Annotated in this window: 17 protein-coding genes; 4 read left to right on the top strand and 13 right to left on the bottom strand. The window is 41.1% G+C overall.

Annotated features, from left to right (window positions below):
* Nucleotides 1–99 precede the first annotated feature (99 nt).
* Complete coding sequence (locus BA70_RS01430; protein ID WP_034317182.1) at nt 100–309, top strand: hypothetical protein; 210 nt, start codon at nt 100–102, stop codon at nt 307–309.
* A gap of 73 nt (nt 310–382) precedes the next feature.
* On the opposite strand, the gene BA70_RS01435 is transcribed toward BA70_RS01430, so the two are convergent.
* From BA70_RS01435 to malK, 7 genes are all read right to left on the bottom strand, one after another.
* On the bottom strand, nt 383–1720 hold the full coding sequence (locus BA70_RS01435) for a 2-hydroxycarboxylate transporter family protein (RefSeq protein WP_034317186.1): 1338 nt from the start codon (nt 1718–1720) through the stop codon (nt 383–385).
* A gap of 176 nt (nt 1721–1896) precedes the next feature.
* Nucleotides 1897–2856 (bottom strand): ABC transporter permease, encoded by a 960-nt coding sequence (locus BA70_RS01440; RefSeq protein ID WP_034317189.1) that lies wholly within the window; start codon nt 2854–2856, stop codon nt 1897–1899.
* Nucleotides 2857–3903, bottom strand: coding sequence for an ABC transporter permease (locus BA70_RS01445; RefSeq protein WP_034317192.1), 1047 nt, complete (start codon nt 3901–3903; stop codon nt 2857–2859). It lies immediately after the preceding gene.
* Nucleotides 3896–5431, bottom strand: coding sequence for an ABC transporter ATP-binding protein (locus BA70_RS01450; RefSeq protein ID WP_034317195.1), 1536 nt, complete (start codon nt 5429–5431; stop codon nt 3896–3898). Before BA70_RS01450 ends, BA70_RS01445 begins: the two co-directional genes overlap by 8 nt.
* A 159-nt stretch (nt 5432–5590) precedes the next feature.
* Nucleotides 5591–6673 (bottom strand): BMP family lipoprotein, encoded by a 1083-nt coding sequence (locus BA70_RS01455; RefSeq protein ID WP_034317198.1) that lies wholly within the window; start codon nt 6671–6673, stop codon nt 5591–5593.
* Between the two features lie 394 nt (nt 6674–7067).
* The gene (locus tag BA70_RS01460) at nt 7068–7775 is read right to left on the bottom strand and encodes a response regulator (RefSeq protein ID WP_034317201.1); all 708 of its coding nucleotides are present in this window, start codon (nt 7773–7775) and stop codon (nt 7068–7070) included.
* Nucleotides 7768–9366 (bottom strand): malate sensor histidine kinase MalK, encoded by a 1599-nt coding sequence (gene malK / locus BA70_RS01465; RefSeq protein ID WP_034317203.1) that lies wholly within the window; start codon nt 9364–9366, stop codon nt 7768–7770. Before malK ends, BA70_RS01460 begins: the two co-directional genes overlap by 8 nt.
* Nucleotides 9367–9551: 185 nt before the next feature.
* Between malK and BA70_RS01470 the strand changes: the two genes are divergently transcribed.
* Nucleotides 9552–10109: a YufK family protein gene (locus tag BA70_RS01470; protein ID WP_034317205.1), complete on the top strand. Its 558-nt coding sequence runs from the start codon at nt 9552–9554 to the stop codon at nt 10107–10109.
* 45 nt (nt 10110–10154) lie between these two features.
* Here BA70_RS01470 and BA70_RS01475 read toward each other — a convergent pair whose 3' ends face one another.
* The 3 genes from BA70_RS01475 to BA70_RS01485 all read right to left on the bottom strand — a co-directional run bounded on the left by BA70_RS01475 (nt 10155) and on the right by BA70_RS01485 (nt 13772).
* On the bottom strand, nt 10155–10565 hold the full coding sequence (locus BA70_RS01475; RefSeq protein WP_034317207.1) for a thiol-disulfide oxidoreductase DCC family protein: 411 nt from the start codon (nt 10563–10565) through the stop codon (nt 10155–10157).
* Between the two features lie 18 nt (nt 10566–10583).
* Nucleotides 10584–12485 carry a transglycosylase domain-containing protein gene (locus BA70_RS01480; RefSeq protein ID WP_051691100.1) on the bottom strand — a complete coding sequence of 634 codons (1902 nt, stop codon included), beginning with the start codon at nt 12483–12485 and terminating at the stop codon, nt 10584–10586.
* Nucleotides 12486–12593: 108 nt separating this feature from the next.
* Nucleotides 12594–13772, bottom strand: coding sequence for an MFS transporter (locus tag BA70_RS01485; protein WP_275574574.1), 1179 nt, complete (start codon nt 13770–13772; stop codon nt 12594–12596).
* A 218-nt stretch (nt 13773–13990) separates the two neighbouring features.
* Here BA70_RS01485 and kapD point away from each other — a divergent pair, with 218 nt between their 5' ends.
* Nucleotides 13991–14608 (top strand): 3'-5' exonuclease KapD, encoded by a 618-nt coding sequence (gene kapD / locus BA70_RS01490; protein ID WP_034317212.1) that lies wholly within the window; start codon nt 13991–13993, stop codon nt 14606–14608.
* Here the strand turns inward: kapD and kapB are convergent.
* Entirely contained in the window at nt 14605–14997 is a 393-nt protein-coding gene (kapB, locus tag BA70_RS01495; RefSeq protein WP_034317215.1) for a kinase-associated lipoprotein KapB, read from the bottom strand. The two genes, kapD and kapB, sit on opposite strands and share 4 nt — an antisense overlap.
* A 90-nt stretch (nt 14998–15087) precedes the next feature.
* Here kapB and BA70_RS01500 point away from each other — a divergent pair, with 90 nt between their 5' ends.
* Nucleotides 15088–15267, top strand: coding sequence for a hypothetical protein (locus BA70_RS01500; RefSeq protein ID WP_034317217.1), 180 nt, complete (start codon nt 15088–15090; stop codon nt 15265–15267).
* On the opposite strand, the gene BA70_RS01505 is transcribed toward BA70_RS01500, so the two are convergent.
* Both BA70_RS01505 and BA70_RS01510 read right to left on the bottom strand, forming a co-directional pair.
* Entirely contained in the window at nt 15268–16560 is a 1293-nt protein-coding gene (locus tag BA70_RS01505; protein WP_034317220.1) for an ATP-binding protein, read from the bottom strand.
* Nucleotides 16561–16701: 141 nt separating this feature from the next.
* Complete coding sequence (locus BA70_RS01510; RefSeq protein ID WP_034317223.1) at nt 16702–17868, bottom strand: MalY/PatB family protein; 1167 nt, start codon at nt 17866–17868, stop codon at nt 16702–16704.
* Nucleotides 17869–17934 lie beyond the last annotated feature (66 nt).

A 17934-nucleotide genomic window follows, 5' to 3' on the forward strand; every position in this document is an offset into this window, starting at 1 on the left:
TTTGAGTTCTTTTGACCACAAAAAATATTTTATCAAAAATGAAACTCGTTGTATATTGTTTTGTATTTCGTACATGCTTTTCTTAAAGGAGCTGATCAAATGAAACGAAAGATCGCCATCAGCTTAAGCATATTCTGCACGATTTTAGGAGGAGCATTCTTGATTGACCGAAATGATCAAAAAAGGTGGCAAGCAGGGAGTGAATGGCCATTATTTACAGAACATCTTCTCCACATGACCTATCAAGAAGCCAAACAGTATCCTTTTCAGCCTCGAGAATATGTACGAATTGTATTAGCTGATGACTGAGATCATATAGGAGAAAAGAAATATAAAAAAAGCATGTGCTCTTTGAGAGCCCATGCTTTTTAAGTTGTATTTTTTAAGTAAACATTCTAAGTAAGATTGTTGCGCAAATAACAGTTGCTGCCCCGCCAAGACGTGTAGATACTTGTGCGAAAGGCATGAGACCCATTCTTCCAGAAGCTGAAAGGATCGCAACGTCACCAGTACCGCCTAGTCCGCTGTGGCAGCCAGTCACAATCGCAGATTCAACTGGATACATGTTCATTAATTTCCCAACGAAGTAACCAGAACCAACCATTGCTAGTACAACAGAAATACATACGCATACAAATGGAATAGAGATCACAGTTGCTACATCATCAAGCGGAATGTACAGAATGCCAAGACCAACCATAAGAGGCCATGTGAAGCTTCTTGAAACAAACTTGTAGAACTGCTGTGAGCCATTTTGCAGATGCTGAGGCATCACGTTTAAGTATTTGATTAAAGCGGCAAGAACAATCATTAAGATTGGACCTGGAATATGAACAAAGCTTTCTAACAAACCACCAAAGATGAAGGTTGTACAAGCAACGAGTACACCTGCACCCATTAAACCGAAATCAACTTTTGCATCCATATCTGGCTGCTCGAAAATTTCGTTTGCTTCTTTCGATTTCACAAGACGGCCATTCCCGTTCAATTCAGGACGTTTTTCACCAAGCTTCTTCATTGCGCCAGCACAGATAATGGCAATGACGTTCCCAATAACAGCAGCAGGAATTAATTGAGAAATTAATGACTCTGCTGATACACCAAGAATTTGTGAATAAGCAATAGATAATGGCAGAATTCCTTCTCCAACACCACCGGCAATAATCGGTACAATGATAAAGAAGAACGAATGATGCGGTGTGTAACCAACTAAAAGACCAACAAGAATTCCGGCACTCACAGCTGCGATTGTACCTGCAACAAGAGGAACAAACATACGAATAAGGCCTTGTACTAAAACCGTTCGCTGCATCCCGAGAATACTACCTACTACAAGAGCAGAAATATAGAAGTAAAGGAAGTTAGACGTTTTCATAAGAGACGTAACCGCTTCCAATGAGTTCGGATTCAGAACATTAAAAAAGACCAGGAACGATGGTACGAATAAAGAAAGAATCGCCGGTCCACCAATATCTTTTAAGATTGGAATACGTTGTCCTACATCTCCAAGGAAAATCCCCAAAATCATAATAACAGCGAAACCACCAAGCATATTTGCTGGAATTTTATTAAAATAAGCGGCAGTTAAAATAATCGCTGCAAGTACTAAATACACAGGAAGATCAATAACACCAATTTTCCAAGACATGATCTTTCGGAAAACGCTTTTATTATTGTCAGAATCATTTGTAATCGATTTCAATTGTTGTGCATTAGCCACGTAAACACCCCCAAATGCTATTTGTCTCAATTGTAGAAGATTCAATGACACTCTTCTATTTATTAAACTAAATTAAGTGTAATAAAAGTAAAATAAACAGGGGGTTTTATCGTTTTTATCATACAAAAATCCCCTGAAGATAGCTTGTCCTTCAGGGGAGTGATCATACATCGTATTTATCGTTTTCCTTTTAAATAGGGTGTGCCAAGTGCTTTCGGTGCATCTGCACGTCCGATGAAGCCAGTAAGTGCTAGGATCGTAAGCACATATGGGGCAATGAGCATGTACACGTTCGGTATATCTTGAAACAGTGGTAAGAGAGAGCCAATGATGCTTAAACTTTGTGCAAATCCAAAGAATAAAGCAGCGCCCATTGCGCCAAATGGATGCCATTTACCGAATACAAGCGCAGCTAAAGCGATGAAGCCTTGACCTGTAATGGTTGCATGTGAGAAATCAAGTGCGATGGTCGAAGCATAAACCGCTCCGCCAAGACCGCCAAACAGTCCACTAATGAAGACGCCAATATAGCGCATCCTGTACACTTTAATCCCCATTGTATCAGCAGCCATTGGATGCTCTCCAACTGCACGGAGACGAAGACCAAACGGCATTTTAAATAAAACGAACCAAGCAACAACCGCAAGAACTAATGCGAGTATGGATGTATAATAGACATCTTTAAAGAAAATATCACCAATGATTGGAATATCACTTAAAAGGGGAATATCTCCTTTATAGAAAGGCTCTGTAATTTTATCAGTTTGTGCTTTCCCGTAAATGAGTTTCACGACAAACAGTGTAGCGCCAAGCGCAAGCATGTTAATGGCAACACCACTAACCGTTTGATCTGCTCGAAATGTAATGGTCGCTACAGCGTGAATAAGTGAGAACACTCCGCCAATGGCCATTCCGACGAGAAGCCCAAGCCACGGGGTCAAGGCCCCAAACGTATCAGCAAAAAATAAGTTAAAGATAATACTTGAAAATGCTCCGACGACCATCAAACCTTCAAGACCGATATTGACAACACCTGATCTTTCTGAAAAGACGCCTCCAAGAGCGGTTAAAATAAGTGGTGCAGCATAAACAAGTGTAGCTGGGACGATGATTTCAAGAATTTGCAGAAATCCCACTTATTTTCCCCCCTTTTTCTTCATTTGTTGAATGACAAGACGGATAATATAGCTTGAGGCGACGAAAAGAATAATGATCGCAATGACAATATCAACGACCTCAGTCGGAACGCCAGATTCAAGCGGCATGTTTAAAGCACCGACCTTCAAACCACCAAGTAATAGTGCAGCAAGTACGACACCAACGGCTGTATTTCCGCCTAATAAAGCGACGGCGATTCCATCAAAACCTACGCCAGTAAACGAGCCTTTAATGGAGGCATATTCAAACGTGCCAAGCCCTTCCATAGCGCCTGCAAGTCCTGCAAAGGCACCTGAAATGAGCATTGCATAAATGATATTGCGGCGAACGTTCATGCCGGCATAATGCGATGCCTGTTGGTTCATCCCAACAGCTCGCAATTCAAATCCTTTAGAGGTTTTTTGGATAATGACCCACATCACAACTGCCGCAATAATGGCAACAAAAATCCCGTTATGCATACGTGAGAAATCGGTTATTTGCTCAAAAAATCCAGAGCGAAGTGATGCAGTGGCATCAATTTTTTCTGTTTTATCTTTATTATTTGTTAAGACATTTGAGATCAAATAGTTTGTGACATGAAGGGCAATGTAGTTCATCATGATGGTGACAATGACTTCATGCACATAAAAACGTGCTTTTAAAAATCCAGGAATAAAGCCCCATAATGCACCAGCAGCTGCTGCGGTGATGAGTGCAAGCGGCAGATGGATATACATAGGTGCATGGACGGTTGTTCCGATCCATACAGCAGCTACCCAGCCAATGAGCATTTGACCTTCTACCCCGATATTAAAGAGGCCTGTCCGAAATGCAAAGGCAACAGCAAGTCCTGATAAAATATAAGGCGTGACTTGTCTGATGGTTTCTCCCATATAATAGGTTTCACCGAAGACGCCATTCCATAGGGCGCCATAGCCTTCGATGACACTATAGCCGCTTGCAAGCATAATAATGGCCCCAACGAAAAGACCAAGTACAATGGCTATAAGCGGAATCAGCAGATTTGTTAAGCGATTAGACATTTGCTTCTTTCCCCACTTCCTGTTGCGTACTTCCAGCCATTAATAGACCAAGCTCTTGCTCTGTTGTTTCTTTTGGATCAACAATGGCAATAATGCTGCCTTCGAAAATCACAGCAATCTTATCACTAACATTGATAATTTCATCAAGCTCAAAGGAGATGAGCAAAACGGCTTTGCCTGTGTCTCTTTGTTCAATGAGACGTTTATGAACAAATTCAATCGCACCAACATCAAGTCCTCTTGTCGGCTGAGCGGCAATTAATAAATCAGGATTTCGGTCAACTTCACGGCCGATAATGGCTTTTTGCTGGTTACCGCCTGACAGGGCGCGTGCTTCTGTATATTCACTAGGGGTCCGTACGTCGTATTCAGCAATGATTTGTTTTGCTTTTTGATAAATGTTTTTCATATTCATCAAACCAAACTTTGAATAAGGGCGCTGATAATACGTTTGTAAGGAAATATTTTCTCCAATTGAAAAATCGAGCACAAGTCCGTGCTTATGACGGTCTTGAGGAATATGTCCAATACCAGATTCGGTGACCTTACGAGGCGGAAGATTATGAATGGCTTTCCCGTTTAGCATGATCGTGCCGGATTCTGATTTTTTCAGACCTGTAATGGCTTCAATTAATTCAGATTGACCATTGCCATCTACCCCAGCAATTCCGACAATTTCGCCAGCCTTCACTGATAAATTGAGTTGTTTCACGGCTTCAATTCCTCGCGCATCTTTGACAGTGAGATCTTGAATTTGCAGGACCTCTTCAGCAGGAGAGGCTGCTTTTTTGTCTGTTTTAAAAGAAACCTCCCGGCCGACCATTAAGCTTGCAAGCTCGTCTTTATTGGTGCTTTCCACATCAAGTGTACAAATGCCTTGGCCTTTTCGAATAATGGTCACACGATGACAGGCATCCATAATTTCTTTTAGCTTATGGGTAATTAAAATAATGGATTTGCCTTCATTGATTAAGTTTTTCATAATTTGTATGAGTTCTTTTATTTCTTGAGGTGTTAAGACGGCTGTTGGTTCGTCGAAAATCAAAATGTCAGCGCCGCGGTAAAGTGTCTTTAAGATTTCTGCACGCTGCTGCATGCCAACAGAGATGTCAGATACTTTTGCGGCAGGATCTATTTTCAAACCATAGCGGTCAGAAAGCTCTTGCACTTGCTGTATGGCTTGTTCTTTATCAATCTTTCCAAACTTCTTTGGTTCTTTCCCTAAAATGATGTTTTCAGCAACAGTGAATGTATCGACAAGCATAAAGTGCTGATGCACCATTCCGATGCCTAAATCACTAGCATCATTTGGACTAGAGATGGTAACAGGTTTTCCGTGTACCTTGATTTCACCTTTTTCAGGCTGATATAGTCCGAAAAGTACGTTCATGAGCGTTGATTTTCCAGCGCCGTTTTCACCAAGCAGCGCATGAATTTCGCCCTTTTTTAGCTGTAGCGTAATGTTGTCGTTTGCTACAATGCCAGGGAATTCTTTGCGTATATTCAACATTTCAATGACATAATCCACAGGTTTAACCGCTCCTTTTTTAGGGTGCTGATGAAGATAAAAACTAGCAAAAGAAAAGCTGCAAAACAAGGCTGCAGCTTTTCTTTTACCACCTTTTACGAATAAAGAGGAGGTAAAGGAGAGGCAAGGGGATAAGGCGTGCTTATCCCGATGCTCAAATTAAGCTTTAAAATCTTTTAGTTCATCACGTGTTGCAGGGATTTTGACTTCTCCCTTGATGATCTTTTGTTTCCATTCTTCTACTTTCTTCAATACATCTTTGTCAAGGTTGTCCTGAGATGGAGAGATGTCAACGCCGCCTTCTTTCAGACCGTATGTGATCACTTCGCCGCCAGGGAATTTACCTTCTTTTGCTTTCGTCGTTAAGTCTTGTACCGCTGTGTCTACTTTCTTAATCATAGAAGTAAGGGTGACACTTTGCTTTGTTCCAGGTACTTTTCCTTCGTCATACTGGTCTTTATCTACACCGATGACCCAAACTTTACGGTTAGGATCAGCTTTTTTCAGGTTTTTCGCTTCTGTGAAGACACCAGTTCCAGTGCCGCCAGCTGCATGATAAATGATGTCGACGCCAGATTTGTACATGCTTTCAGCTGTTGCTTTACCGATGTCTGCTTTATCAAATGCACCAGCATATTTCACTTCAACTTTTGCTTTCGGGTTAGCTGCTTCAACGCCTGCTCGGAATCCAACTTCGAATTTTCTGATTAATTCAGAGTCAACGCCGCCAACAAAACCGATTTTGTTCGACTTTGTAGAAAGAGCAGCTGCAACACCAACAAGGAATGATCCTTCGTTTTCGTTAAACATAATGCTTGCTACGTTGTCTTTTTTCACTACTGCATCAACGATACCAAAGTGATTTTTTTTGCGTTGATCTGCGATTTCACTAATAGAATCTTGCATTAAGAAACCAATTCCATAAATCAGGTCGAATTTCTCACGAGCAAGTGTGTTTAAGTTTGTTGTATAGTCAGCGTCTGATTTAGATTGTAAGTAATCAAAGCCATTTTTACCTTTTGTTAAATTGTTGTCTTTCCCAAATGCTTGTAGACCTTCCCAAGCTGATTGGTTAAACGATTTGTCATCGACACCACCGACGTCAGTTACCATTGCAACAGTGAATTGATCTTTCTCTTTTTTGTTTTCACCGCTGTTTGAGCCAGAGTTGCCGCATGCTCCAAGGATGGTTCCTGCTGCTACGACTAAGGACAATGCTAGTCCAATTTTGCGCTTCTTCAAAACATAACCCCCTATAAAATTTAAAAGTTTCAGAAAAGTCTCTCGAAAAATGACCGATCTCTTTCTTCTCTTCCTTGTGAAAAGGGTATTTTATCCTGCTTTCTCATGAAACTTATGGAGTGCAGGAGAGAAGATGTGAGACATCAGACTTATATCTCGTTGAACTAATCAATCATAATTTATCATTTCCCAAAGAATAAATAAATAGAAATTTGTTTTATTTTTAAAAAAATGTTAAAAGGTTAAATTCGATGTCTTTTTATAGGCTGAAATATGATATAATGCCGCTTTTGCAATGTGCTCTATTACAGTGGAACCACTGATATCAAGGGGTTTGTTACATCGTATGCCATAAAAAAAACATCTGGCCTTTGTGAAGGTCAGATGTGTCAAATTATAGATATTGCTGAATCAAATTCATATTGCTTGTATTGAGTTTATATTGGAAAACAGGACGTCCAATTGTCCCATACGCCATTTCCACATCAACTACTTCGATGTCCTCAAGAAATTTCAAGTATTTTCTAATTGAGACTTGGGAGATTTCTGTATGATTAGCTAGGTCTTCGGTCGTGAAAGCTTGCTGATCAAATGATTGAATGCTTGTCCAAATGAGTTTTAGGGTGCTTTTGGTCAGGCCTTTTGGCAGAAGGACTTTTTCCGCCTCTGCTTTTTTATGAAAGAGCTTGGCATCTAAATCATTTTGCGAGATGCTGTTCATCGATTGGTACAAGGCGTGTTTTCTTTTATACTCTGCCAAAGCCGATTGGAATCGTTCGAACTCAAAGGGCTTGATTAAATAATCAACGGCTCCGTTTCGCATCGTTTGCTGCACAACGTCGACTTCATTGGCAGCAGAAATGACAATGACATCAACGGAATGATTTTGCTGACGAATTTCTGATAATAGTGCCAGTCCATTTTGTCCAGGCATATAAATATCGAGCAGTACAAGATGAATGACTTCTGTTTTTAATAAGTCTAGTGCCTTCTGAAAGGAGGTGGCGATCCCCTTTAACTCAAAGCCATTTATCTGGGTCAGGTAGCGTTTGTTTAGCTCCCCAACCATTGGGTCATCTTCTACTATTAACACATTAATCATGTGAATCCTCCTTTTGTTTATACGGAATGCGGAGACTAAAGGTCGTTCCTTCTCCTTTTTCACTCGTAACAATCATATGTCCGTTCAATTTTTTGATGCTTTGGTCAACGAAGTAGAGCCCGAACCCTCTGTCTTCTCCTTTTGTTGAAAAGCCTTGATCAAACATGATGTTCTGTTCTTCTTTTGTCAGACCGACACCTGTGTCCGTAATTTCAATATGAAGCTGCTCCTGGACGTATCGGAATGAGATCGAGATGTTTTTGATATCTGTATGAGAAACAGCATCGAGTGCGTTATTTAACAAGTTGCCAATAACGGTAATGAGATCATGCGTCACTGCTGGGTCCTCTGCGTTTGGGACTTGTGTGCTGCAAATAACTTCTAAGGTAGCGCCTTGTTCCCTGATGTAGCTTTGTTTTCCAAGTAAAAATCCTGCTAAGACAGAGTTTTTCACATGGTTGATGATTTCATTTGTTTCTGTTTGCTGATAAATCGCAATGTCTTTGATATAGGTGCCAAGGTCATCGTAATTTTTGAGCTGGACCAATCCTAAAATCACATGAAGCTTGTTCATGAATTCGTGTGACTGGGCACGAAGGGCATTGGCATACATCTTGACGCCGCTTAGCTGCTCAGCGAGGTGTTTGACTTCTGTTTTGTCACGGAAGGTAGCAATCGCTCCAACAATCTCACCTTTTACCGTAATCGGCACCTCGTTAAAGACAAGTTCCAGTCCATTCATTCTCACGTCACGATCAAGCAGAGGCTTGCGTGTTTCAATCACTTGCTTTAAGCCGCTTGAAGGGAGGAGAGTCTGAACATCTTGTTCTCTAGGATCAACTTGAATGCCCATATTATGAAAAAGACGTTTGGCTTCTAGATTGGCGAGCTTAATCTTACCGTGCTGATCAACGGCAAGAATGCCTTCTTTTGTTGAGTCTAGCATGGCGCTTCGTTCTTTTAATAATGTGGCGATTTCATCTGGCTCCAGTCCAAACATAATCTTCTTCACTTTTCGTGCAACAATGAGTGCACCGATAATGCCAGATAGAAGGCTAAGCGATGTGACGAAGTAGAGTGGGAGTAGGCTTTGGTGAATAATCAAGTCAATTTCCTTTAACGTAATCCCTACTGCCACAGCCCCGAGCTGCTTTCCATCTTGATCATAAACAGGAACAAAAGCACGCATGGACCTGCCTAGTGTTCCAGAAGCTGTACTAATATGTTCTTTTCCCTGTAATGCTGCTTTTTCATCACCGCCAGCAAACGGCTTTCCGATCTTCTGCGGATTCGGATGTGTTTTGCGGATGCCGTTCATATCCATGACGACAACAAATTCAGTTTTGGTGATTTGCTGAACACTTGTTGTATATTTACGCAGTGCTGAGTATGAATGCTTTTCTAATGATTTCGCCGTGATCGGTGCCTCTGCGACCATTTTGGCAGTGGAGAGGGCAATGTCACGTTCCTGCTGATGAATGTTCTTGGCTGTTTCCGACCATATCGTAAAGAATGTGATACAAAGGGAGATCAGGACAACGATACAGACAAAGATCGTCAGCCGTGTTTGCAGTCTTAAAGTTTTTTTCACGAGTATACCCCTAACGCACGATTTTTTCGTAATAGTAATACTTTAACGGGAAAATGTAAGTTTGTGAAGGAATGTACGTGCAAAATCACAAATTTGATTTTGTTCCCAGTTTACGTTGAAAGCATCTTGTCAATCCGTTTTAAGTGAGCCATAATAAATGTGAGCTTATGAGAAAGGAACTATTTATGAAAAATACATATTTGACTGGATATTTTCCGCTGATTTCTATTTTACTATTCAGCTCTGCTTTTTCGATTTTCACAGTAGGCATCATCACTGATTTCTTGACTCAGGCAGGTATTTTAAAAGGAATGCTTGAGTTCTTTTCAGAACAGGGCATTCGTCTTGCTCTCTTTGCCGCATGTGCACTTGTTTATTTTATGATCTTATCTGCTTTAAAACTGATTGCAGATACGGTTTTAGAGTTGGCTTTACTCTTTTTCGCAAAGGACCCTGAAGGGGAGAACTTAAAGAAAATTCGGATTGCATCCGTTGTTTATTTGTTTGCCAGCTTACTTGCATTTCTGTTGACACAGCAGCTTATTTTGCTTGTGGGACTTTTTGTTTTAGCAAGTCTTGTCTATTTTATCTGGGTTGTCGTCCGCATTTATCAATCGCTTTCTATGCTGAATTTAATTGGATTTATGATGTTTATTTTGCTATTTTGGGCCACGTTTTTGATCGGCATTTTGTACTTATTTATTAAGCTTTATAACAGTGTGATGGCGAGTCTGCCTGCTTAAACAGACGAAAGAAAGCATCCTCCGATGATGGAGGATGCTTTTTTTTTATGGTAGAAACCGTTTTTTGATATTGGGTGTAGGCATCATACAGGATGTTTTTTGACCAAACCATTTGTAGCGATTTTTCGCGATCAGCTGATAAAACCAATCACGGATTGGACGCGGTATGGCGAGGAGCAAATAGCTCCATCTGTATATGCCTTTTAAATGCCGTGCAGCTTTTAAAATGCCTGTCGACTTCATATAAAGGGTGCCTTCTTCAATATAAATAAATGAATTGAACTCATCTAAAGGCAAACCATGTTCTTGTAAAATTCGCTGCCCTGTATCTGATTGTAAAGAAGCAAACATCATCCGCTCATTCGGATCGCGCTTAATCACAAACTGAACAGCACCGCTGCACACGTTGCAGACACCGTCAAATAAAATTAAATGGGGTGGATGTGTTGAATGCATCGCAATCAAACCTCCTGTTTATCTGGCGTATTGCATCGTATTTTTCCAAATACGTAAGTGCGGGCTTGAGTTATAAATAGATTCAACCGTCCCTCTATCTCTTCCGACCCATACACCCATTGTGTATTGATCTGTCAGTCCAACAAACCAAATGTCTTTGTAGTCATTGGATGTCCCCGTTTTACCACCAATGTAAGGGGAATTGAAATTCGCTTTTTTCCCTGTTCCACTTTTCACAACGGAGGCAAGCAGCTTGCGCATCGTTTCATTTGTACGCTGAGAGTACACTTGCTTCGGCGATTCTTTCCATTTGTAAAGGGTTTTGCCGTTTAAGTCTGTCACCTTTGTGATTGAATGACTTTGCGTGTAGGAACCTTGATTACCAAAGACGGTATACGCATCTGTTATTTCTAGCGGTGAGAAGCCTTTCGTAAATCCTCCAAGTGCAGAAGGAAGGCGATAATCATCCGCTACAATATGTTCGAATGAGAACTTCTCTAAATAGCTGAAGCCTTTTTTGACACCGACTGTATCCAGCATTCGGATCGCAGGGGTGTTATAAGAATTCTTAAAGGCTGTTTCAAGTGTGACTGTTCCATACGTTTTATCATTATAGTTCTGCGGACAGTAACCGCTGCTGCAAAACTTGCCGGCACTGATGGTGCTTGAAGCCGTTGCACCGGTTTGATCAATATAAGGACCATAGTCTAAAAGCGGCTTAATCGCGGAACCAGGCTGTCTTTGCGCTTGATAGGCGTAGTTGAAATCAAACTTTTTATAGTTTTTCCCGCCAGCAAGTGCGACAATTTGATGGGTTTCATGGTTAATGACTGCTGATCCGCCTTCCACACCTTGATAGGGCAATTGAGCATTGAGTTGATAAACCGCTCTTTGCTGTAAGGAAGGATCAAGTGCTGTATAAATCTTCACGCCATCTTGGAGCAGGGCACTGACCTTTTCAGATAATTCCTTTTGAATGGCTGTTTTCGCTCCTGCAGTTTTTGCTTTCTTCAATCGTTTTGTAAAGCCTTCCTGATCAGACACAAGATCGGTAAATTCCTCATTGGCATATGTCACATAGTCAGGGTAAAGATTTTTCTTTTCGCTTAAAGACAGGATGATTTTTTCTTTGACGGCTTTTTTGTATTGTTTCTTGGTGATGACGCCGTCTTTCTTCAAAATACCAAGCAGCCGTTCTTGGCGTTTCTTGGTGTGTTTGAATTGTTTCAATGGGTCATACAGCGTCGGGTTGTTTGGAATAGCAGAGATAAAGGCCATCTGTGCAAGCGTCAAAGAACTAAGCGGCTTATCAAAATAGTAATTAGCCGCAGAACCAACACCATAAACACCGTTACTGAAATAAATCGTATTTAAATAGCTTTCGAGAATTTCATCTTTCGTGAATTTCCGCTCTAGTTCATAGGAATAGAGCAGCTCTGTAAACTTTCGGCTGAACGAACGTTCATGGCTTAAATATAAGTTACGGGATAACTGCTGTGTGATGGTACTGGCTCCTTGGCTAATGCCATGGTTTTTGACATTTGCAGCAAGGGCACGGACAACACCCATAAAGTCAATGCCTTTATGGTCATAGAAGTTGCGGTCCTCTGAGCGAAGGAACAGCTCCTTCACAGGATCAGGAATTTTATCGTATTTCACGAAAACTCTGTTCTCATCGTTCGATACGATCTCGGAGATAAGAGAACCATCCCGATCATACATATAACTGTTTTGGGAAAAATCTATCTTTTCCAGCTTGATTTTTTGATCAAGCACTTCGTTAACAGGCTTTACACTTGCAGCTTCTTCCTTTGATAGATAAAAAGTCAGAACAAATAATGGGATGAGGGCAGCAAGTAATAACCAACCAATGATTGCACGAAACATGAGGTCACTCACTTTCTTCAGATTTCTAGCCATATCGTACCATTCTTTTGCGAATACGAGAAGGTTATTTTTAGAAAAGAATGGGCGTGAAGTCTAGTGGAGAAGGCATCTAGACAGGAAAAAAGAGTATCTGATGCTGGATCAGACACTCCTTTCTTTTGTCTTTGATTGTGAGCGAACCGCCCATAAAAATAACGCGCCAAAAAGAAAAATGCCGGCGGTCACATAAAAGACAGCTGGAATCCCGTAATGACTTGCTACAATGCCGCCAATGACTGGACCGACGACATTCCCGAGAAAACGGAAGCTGACATTGTATCCGAGCACTTCCCCTTGCATGGAGGCAGGTGCTTTAATTCGAATATATGCCGTCGTACACGGAATAATCCCGCCTAGTGCCATTCCGTACAGAAAACGGAAAATGACTAACATCACGTAGGAATCTGCCATTGCTTGCGGGATGAATAAAATAGAAGAGAGGATGAGCAGGGCAAGCAGCACCTTATCATGTCCGATTCGATCTCCAAGATCTCCCCATTTTCTCGTAAATAGCAAATTTCCAAGTCCTGTTGCAGAAAACGCCAGTCCCGCATAAAAGGCGAGATTGACCGGGCCATGCAAATCATGAATGTATAAAGCTAAAAGTGGCTGAATGCTAAAGTTCCCTACTTGTGTAATGAACGTTAAAAGCATCGTGACGACAAGCAAAGGCTGTTTGAAAATATGAACGAGGACATCTTTTCGTGAGTAAGTGACGCGCTTTGCTTCTTTTGAGCGGATCGGATGTTCCTTCACACCGAAGATAATGACAATAGCCGACACATAAATGACAGCGGCTGTTAAGAAAAACGTATAAATGAAGCCAACGCTGTCTGCCATGAAGCCGCCCATTAAAGGACCGAACAATCCTCCGGCGACATTACTCATTTGCATGGTTCCTAGTGTTTTACCGGCCGTTGCCTTTTCAGTCTGAGCAGAGATCAGCGCCATTGAAGTAGAGATAAATCCTGTTACAAGCCCCATGAAGAGCCGTAGTGCGAATAGCTGATAAACGGTTTGAACAAGCCCCATTAACAGAATACTTGTTGCAATCCCAATGCCGTTAATCAGCAAAATCTTTTTATAACCGTGCCTGTCACCAATTCGTCCCCAAATTGGAGAAATCAGAAAGGCCGTTAAAAACGTGACCCCAAAGACATAGCCGCTCCATCTTTGGACAAATTCATTCGAATAGCTGCTATCAAGAGATTCTATGTAAAGTGATAAAAAAGGGACGATCATTGTAATGCTGGCAGAGACAAAAAAGTTCACAAACCACATGATGTACAAGTTTTTTTTCCTGTTTGTGATAGAGACCACCTTCTTTATTTATTTCGTGTTCCTTAATAATTATAAAGGAAAATAAGCGATCTTTCATCTGATGAATAGGTTGGGCATAGTGAATCTGCATTATTTTCAAGAAAATGAAGTGATTTCAAGGTCCGTCTTAATATAATGATATCAGGATGAAAAACAGACGAGAAAGTGGGGTGAGACTGGTGGAACAGAAGACGCTGCTTGTGGTCGATTTTGAATTTACGATGCCTGATGGAAAATATCATCCACAAAATTTTTACCCTGAAATTATTGAGGCTGGGGTAGTGAAAGCAACAAATGAAACGATCATAGACACGTTCTCAAGCTACGTCAAACCGAAAAAGTTTCCGAAGCTGACAAAGCGCTGTAAAACCTTTCTCGGAATTACGCAGCAGGATGTAGAGAGCGGGATTTCATTTGAGGTGTTTATTGAGAAGCTCGTGTCACTTGATGGGGGCGAAGACTGTGAAATTATCACATGGGGAAATATGGACATGAAGGTACTGAAGCAAAACTGTATGCTCAATCACATTACCTTTCCTTTTAAAGGAAAGATGCGGGACCTGGCTTTTGAATATAAAACGTTTTTTGGTGATAGAACACTTACAGGGCTGCGAAAAGCGGCAAAGGAGTACGGCAGTGAAGGAGCTGGTAAGCATCATAAAGCACTCGATGATGCCATGACCACTTATCAGCTGTTAACCCTTTTTGAAAAAGACAGAGCCTATGTGGAAAATCCGCAAACAACCAAAATTGGTGAACTCATCGACTTCTCTCACTTTTTTGATTCGACTGATTAGCGGGCGTCTTCTGGAAAATAATCTTTTTCAAGAGAAGATAGGCATGCTCTTGATTTTTCAGCCCATTTGGAATCATCCGCACTAAGCGTTTTTTTCAATTTGTCTACGGCTTCTTTCAGTGACAATTGATAATCAGGTATGTCGCCATCGTAAGGCTTCACCATATGATGAGGGATATTCGTCTGTTCTCTATAGGCCAAAGCTCGCCTCTCCTGAAAAAAGGGCACGTCTGCTTCTTTAGGATGATGCAGGTCGCCTTGAGTGGGATGTGTCAGAACCGCTTTTACTTGAACGAGATAGGTCGATGGCTTAACTGCGGTCACTTCCCCAACGTAAACACCTGTTTTGTAAAAACCTTTCACAACTTGTCCAATTTGAATGTCTGTCATGTGAAATTCCTCCATTTCCTTCTCGCGGGAAGGTATTTCATTTCTTTTAGCCAATATAGTGAAGTAAACGAGCAAAAGGGGGAATGGCGAATGATGTCGTTCATCGCACTTTTTCTACTGTATTTTCCTGAAGATAAAAGGGAGTACATCCCAGCGGCAATCACCACCGTGCTTTTCTTTATTGCTGCATTTATTTGCTTTCGTCTAATCGTTCGTGCGTCTAAGAAGCAGGAGCAGATAGATGAAAAAAGGACAAAAAAAATGGATTGATCATTTTCTTCTTGTGTCTTCAGGAAACTTCACGGTGACTGTTGTACCAGACTGTAGCGAGCTTTTGAAACGAATGGTTCCATGGTGATTTTCTATGATAGAAAAAGTCACTGTCAGCCCAAGTCCAGTCCCTTTATTTTTCAAGGTGTAATATGGTTCGCCAAGCTTTTTCATTTGGCTTTCTGTCATGCCTACACCGTTATCAATGAAATAAAGGCATATTTTATGATTTTCTTTTGAAGCAAAAAGTTCAACTTTCCCTTCGTGATCGGGGGCGGCTTCAATCGCATTTTTGATTAGATTAATCATGACTTGCTTGATCTTCGTTTCATCACCTTGAATGTATAAGTCTGGTTCAATGGATTGATGAATCGTGACCGATTTGAAATTCGCATAGGATGTCATCAGCGATGCACATTCCTCAAGTAATTTAGACAGATTGAGAGATTCAATTTGATAATAGTTTTGTTTTGCAATATCAAGATAACTTGTGATAATGTCCTGCGCGCGGTCTAACTCGGACAGGACGAGATTTTTATAATCCTTATTGGTCGACGGCTCCTTTGCATTGTCACTAGAAAAGAGTAATTGAATAAACCCTCTCACAACTGTAAGCGGATTGCGTACTTCATGGGCGACACTTGCAGCGAGCTCACTCACAATGGTCAGCTTTTCTGACTGGACGAGCTGTGTTCTCATTTGCGCATTTTCTTTGACGAATTCAATGGAATAGATACTTAGTACAAGAAAGAATATGTAGTAAAGGGTTGAGAAAAATAACTCAAGGAACTTTTGCTGCATAATAAAGGCTGGGCTATATTCCATTAAGCTGACCGCAAACAATCCAATGTAAATAAACATTCCTTTGGATAAACCAATGAGTACTCCGGAAATCAGCTTTTTCAGCTTCGGATATTGACGCCATTTCCGGTAGAACAGGAAAGGGATGAAAAAGTAAATCGGTACAACGATGAGTCCAACCCATAAAAAAGAGCCATACATCACGAATTTGACAATGGAGCTAAACAAGATAGCGACGATTCCAGCAGTGTACCCTCCGTATAAAATGGCAAGTACAAGGGGAATGGATTGAAGCCCCGTCTGCAAATCTAAAATCGAACCAACTGGATATATAATACATAGAGCTGAAGAGATGGATGCAAATATTGTGATGAGCAGTTTATTCCTTTTTGGGAAATGAGCAGGGGTCCGGCTTAGCCATAGCGCATGATATAAAAAGATTGGAAATAGAATAAAAGATACATGGAGCAGAAAATCCTTGAACATTTCCATTTAAATGCTCTCCTCGTAAATAATAGTAATTCCTCTCATTATATCATTTCATGTACAAAGTAGATATGATAAAAGGAGGGTTTTTTTCTTTAAAAAGAACACCCGCTAGGATGTTCTTTTGTATAATTGGTCTTATTTCGTTCATAGAGTGAACGCTTGATGAAGGCGTTTCAGACCTTCTTTCACCGTTGAAAGAGGACAGCCGAGATTCATCCGAATAAAGCCGTCTCCTTCAAGCCCATACACGTGTCCAAGCTCTAGAATGACTTTCCCCTTTTTGAGCAAATTCCGTTTCAATTCCGCTTGAGTCAATCGATAATCACGAATGTCCAGCCACAATAAATAAGAAGCATCTGGTTTCATATAACGCATATTCGGAAGATGTTCGTCAATATAGTCCATGGCAATCTTCATATTGTTTTCGAGATAAAGAACAAGTGAATCGAGCCACTCATCCCCCAGGCGATAGGCCGCTTCCATCGCAGGAATGGCAAATGCATTCAGTTTGGACAGCCCGTTTCTTTGCAATTCATGAGTGAAAAGGGTTCTTTTTTCTTCATCGGAAATGATAATGGCAGATGCCTGGAGCCCAGCTAAATTAAATGTTTTACTCGGCGCAATACAGGTCACTGTGATATGTTCTATGTCGTCAGAAAGACTAGCAAAAGGCACATGCCGCTTCCCGGAAAGCATCAGATCAGAATGAATCTCATCTGAAACGACTGTTACACCATGCTGCACACATAAGTCTCCTACTCGTTTTAATTCGTCTTTTGACCACGCTCTCCCAGAAGGATTATGCGGATGACAAAGGAACATCAGCTTCGCTTGTGGTCTGCTCAGTTTTTCCTCTAAATCATCAAAATCCATCATGTACCGGTTGTTTTCTATTTTTAAAGGATTGGTTGAGACCGTACGCCCATTCCTTTCAATCATTTGATAAAAAGGCGTATACACTGGTGACTGAATGATCACTTCATCATTCGGTGCTGTAAAGGCTTGGACAGCAAAACTAAGTGCCGTCACGATACCTGGTGTGAAGGTGACAGCATCTGTCTGAATCGTCCATCCATGTCTTCTTTTGAGCCAGTCAGCCACTGCCTGCTGCGTATCCTGATCCTGAAATGCATAGCCAAATACGCCGTGATCTAATCGTTCTTTTAATGCATCAAGGACGACTTGGGGCGCTTTAAAATCCATATCTGCCACCCACATCGGCAGTGCATCTGTTGTGAGGAACAAAGACTCTGCTTGATCCCATTTCACTGATTTTGAACCTTTACGTATGATCTGTTCGTCGAAATTCATGAAACCCACCTCTAGCCGTTTTTCAACCATTGTTGGTTGTGCTAAAATAAACATCACAAAATTTAT

Origin of the sequence: Bacillus zhangzhouensis, from assembly GCF_000715205.1 — a bacterium.
Classification (GTDB): domain Bacteria; phylum Bacillota; class Bacilli; order Bacillales; family Bacillaceae; genus Bacillus; species Bacillus zhangzhouensis.

Excerpts from the sequence above, each read along its gene's own strand:
- BA70_RS01475 (WP_034317207.1), bottom strand. The coding sequence starts at position 10,565 with ATGCATTCAACACATCCACCCCATTTAATTTTATTTGACGGTGTCTGC.
- BA70_RS01505 (WP_034317220.1), bottom strand. The coding sequence starts at position 16,560 with ATGGAAATGTTCAAGGATTTTCTGCTCCATGTATCTTTTATTCTATTT.
- BA70_RS01485 (WP_275574574.1), bottom strand. The coding sequence starts at position 13,772 with ATGTGGTTTGTGAACTTTTTTGTCTCTGCCAGCATTACAATGATCGTC.
- BA70_RS01430 (WP_034317182.1), top strand. The coding sequence starts at position 100 with ATGAAACGAAAGATCGCCATCAGCTTAAGCATATTCTGCACGATTTTA.
- BA70_RS01445 (WP_034317192.1), bottom strand. The coding sequence starts at position 3,903 with ATGTCTAATCGCTTAACAAATCTGCTGATTCCGCTTATAGCCATTGTA.
- kapB (WP_034317215.1), bottom strand. The coding sequence starts at position 14,997 with ATGACAGACATTCAAATTGGACAAGTTGTGAAAGGTTTTTACAAAACA.
- BA70_RS01460 (WP_034317201.1), bottom strand. The coding sequence starts at position 7,775 with ATGATTAATGTGTTAATAGTAGAAGATGACCCAATGGTTGGGGAGCTA.
- BA70_RS01510 (WP_034317223.1), bottom strand. The coding sequence starts at position 17,868 with ATGAATTTCGACGAACAGATCATACGTAAAGGTTCAAAATCAGTGAAA.
- BA70_RS01470 (WP_034317205.1), top strand. The coding sequence starts at position 9,552 with ATGAAAAATACATATTTGACTGGATATTTTCCGCTGATTTCTATTTTA.
- BA70_RS01480 (WP_051691100.1), bottom strand. The coding sequence starts at position 12,485 with ATGGCTAGAAATCTGAAGAAAGTGAGTGACCTCATGTTTCGTGCAATC.
- BA70_RS01500 (WP_034317217.1), top strand. The coding sequence starts at position 15,088 with ATGATGTCGTTCATCGCACTTTTTCTACTGTATTTTCCTGAAGATAAA.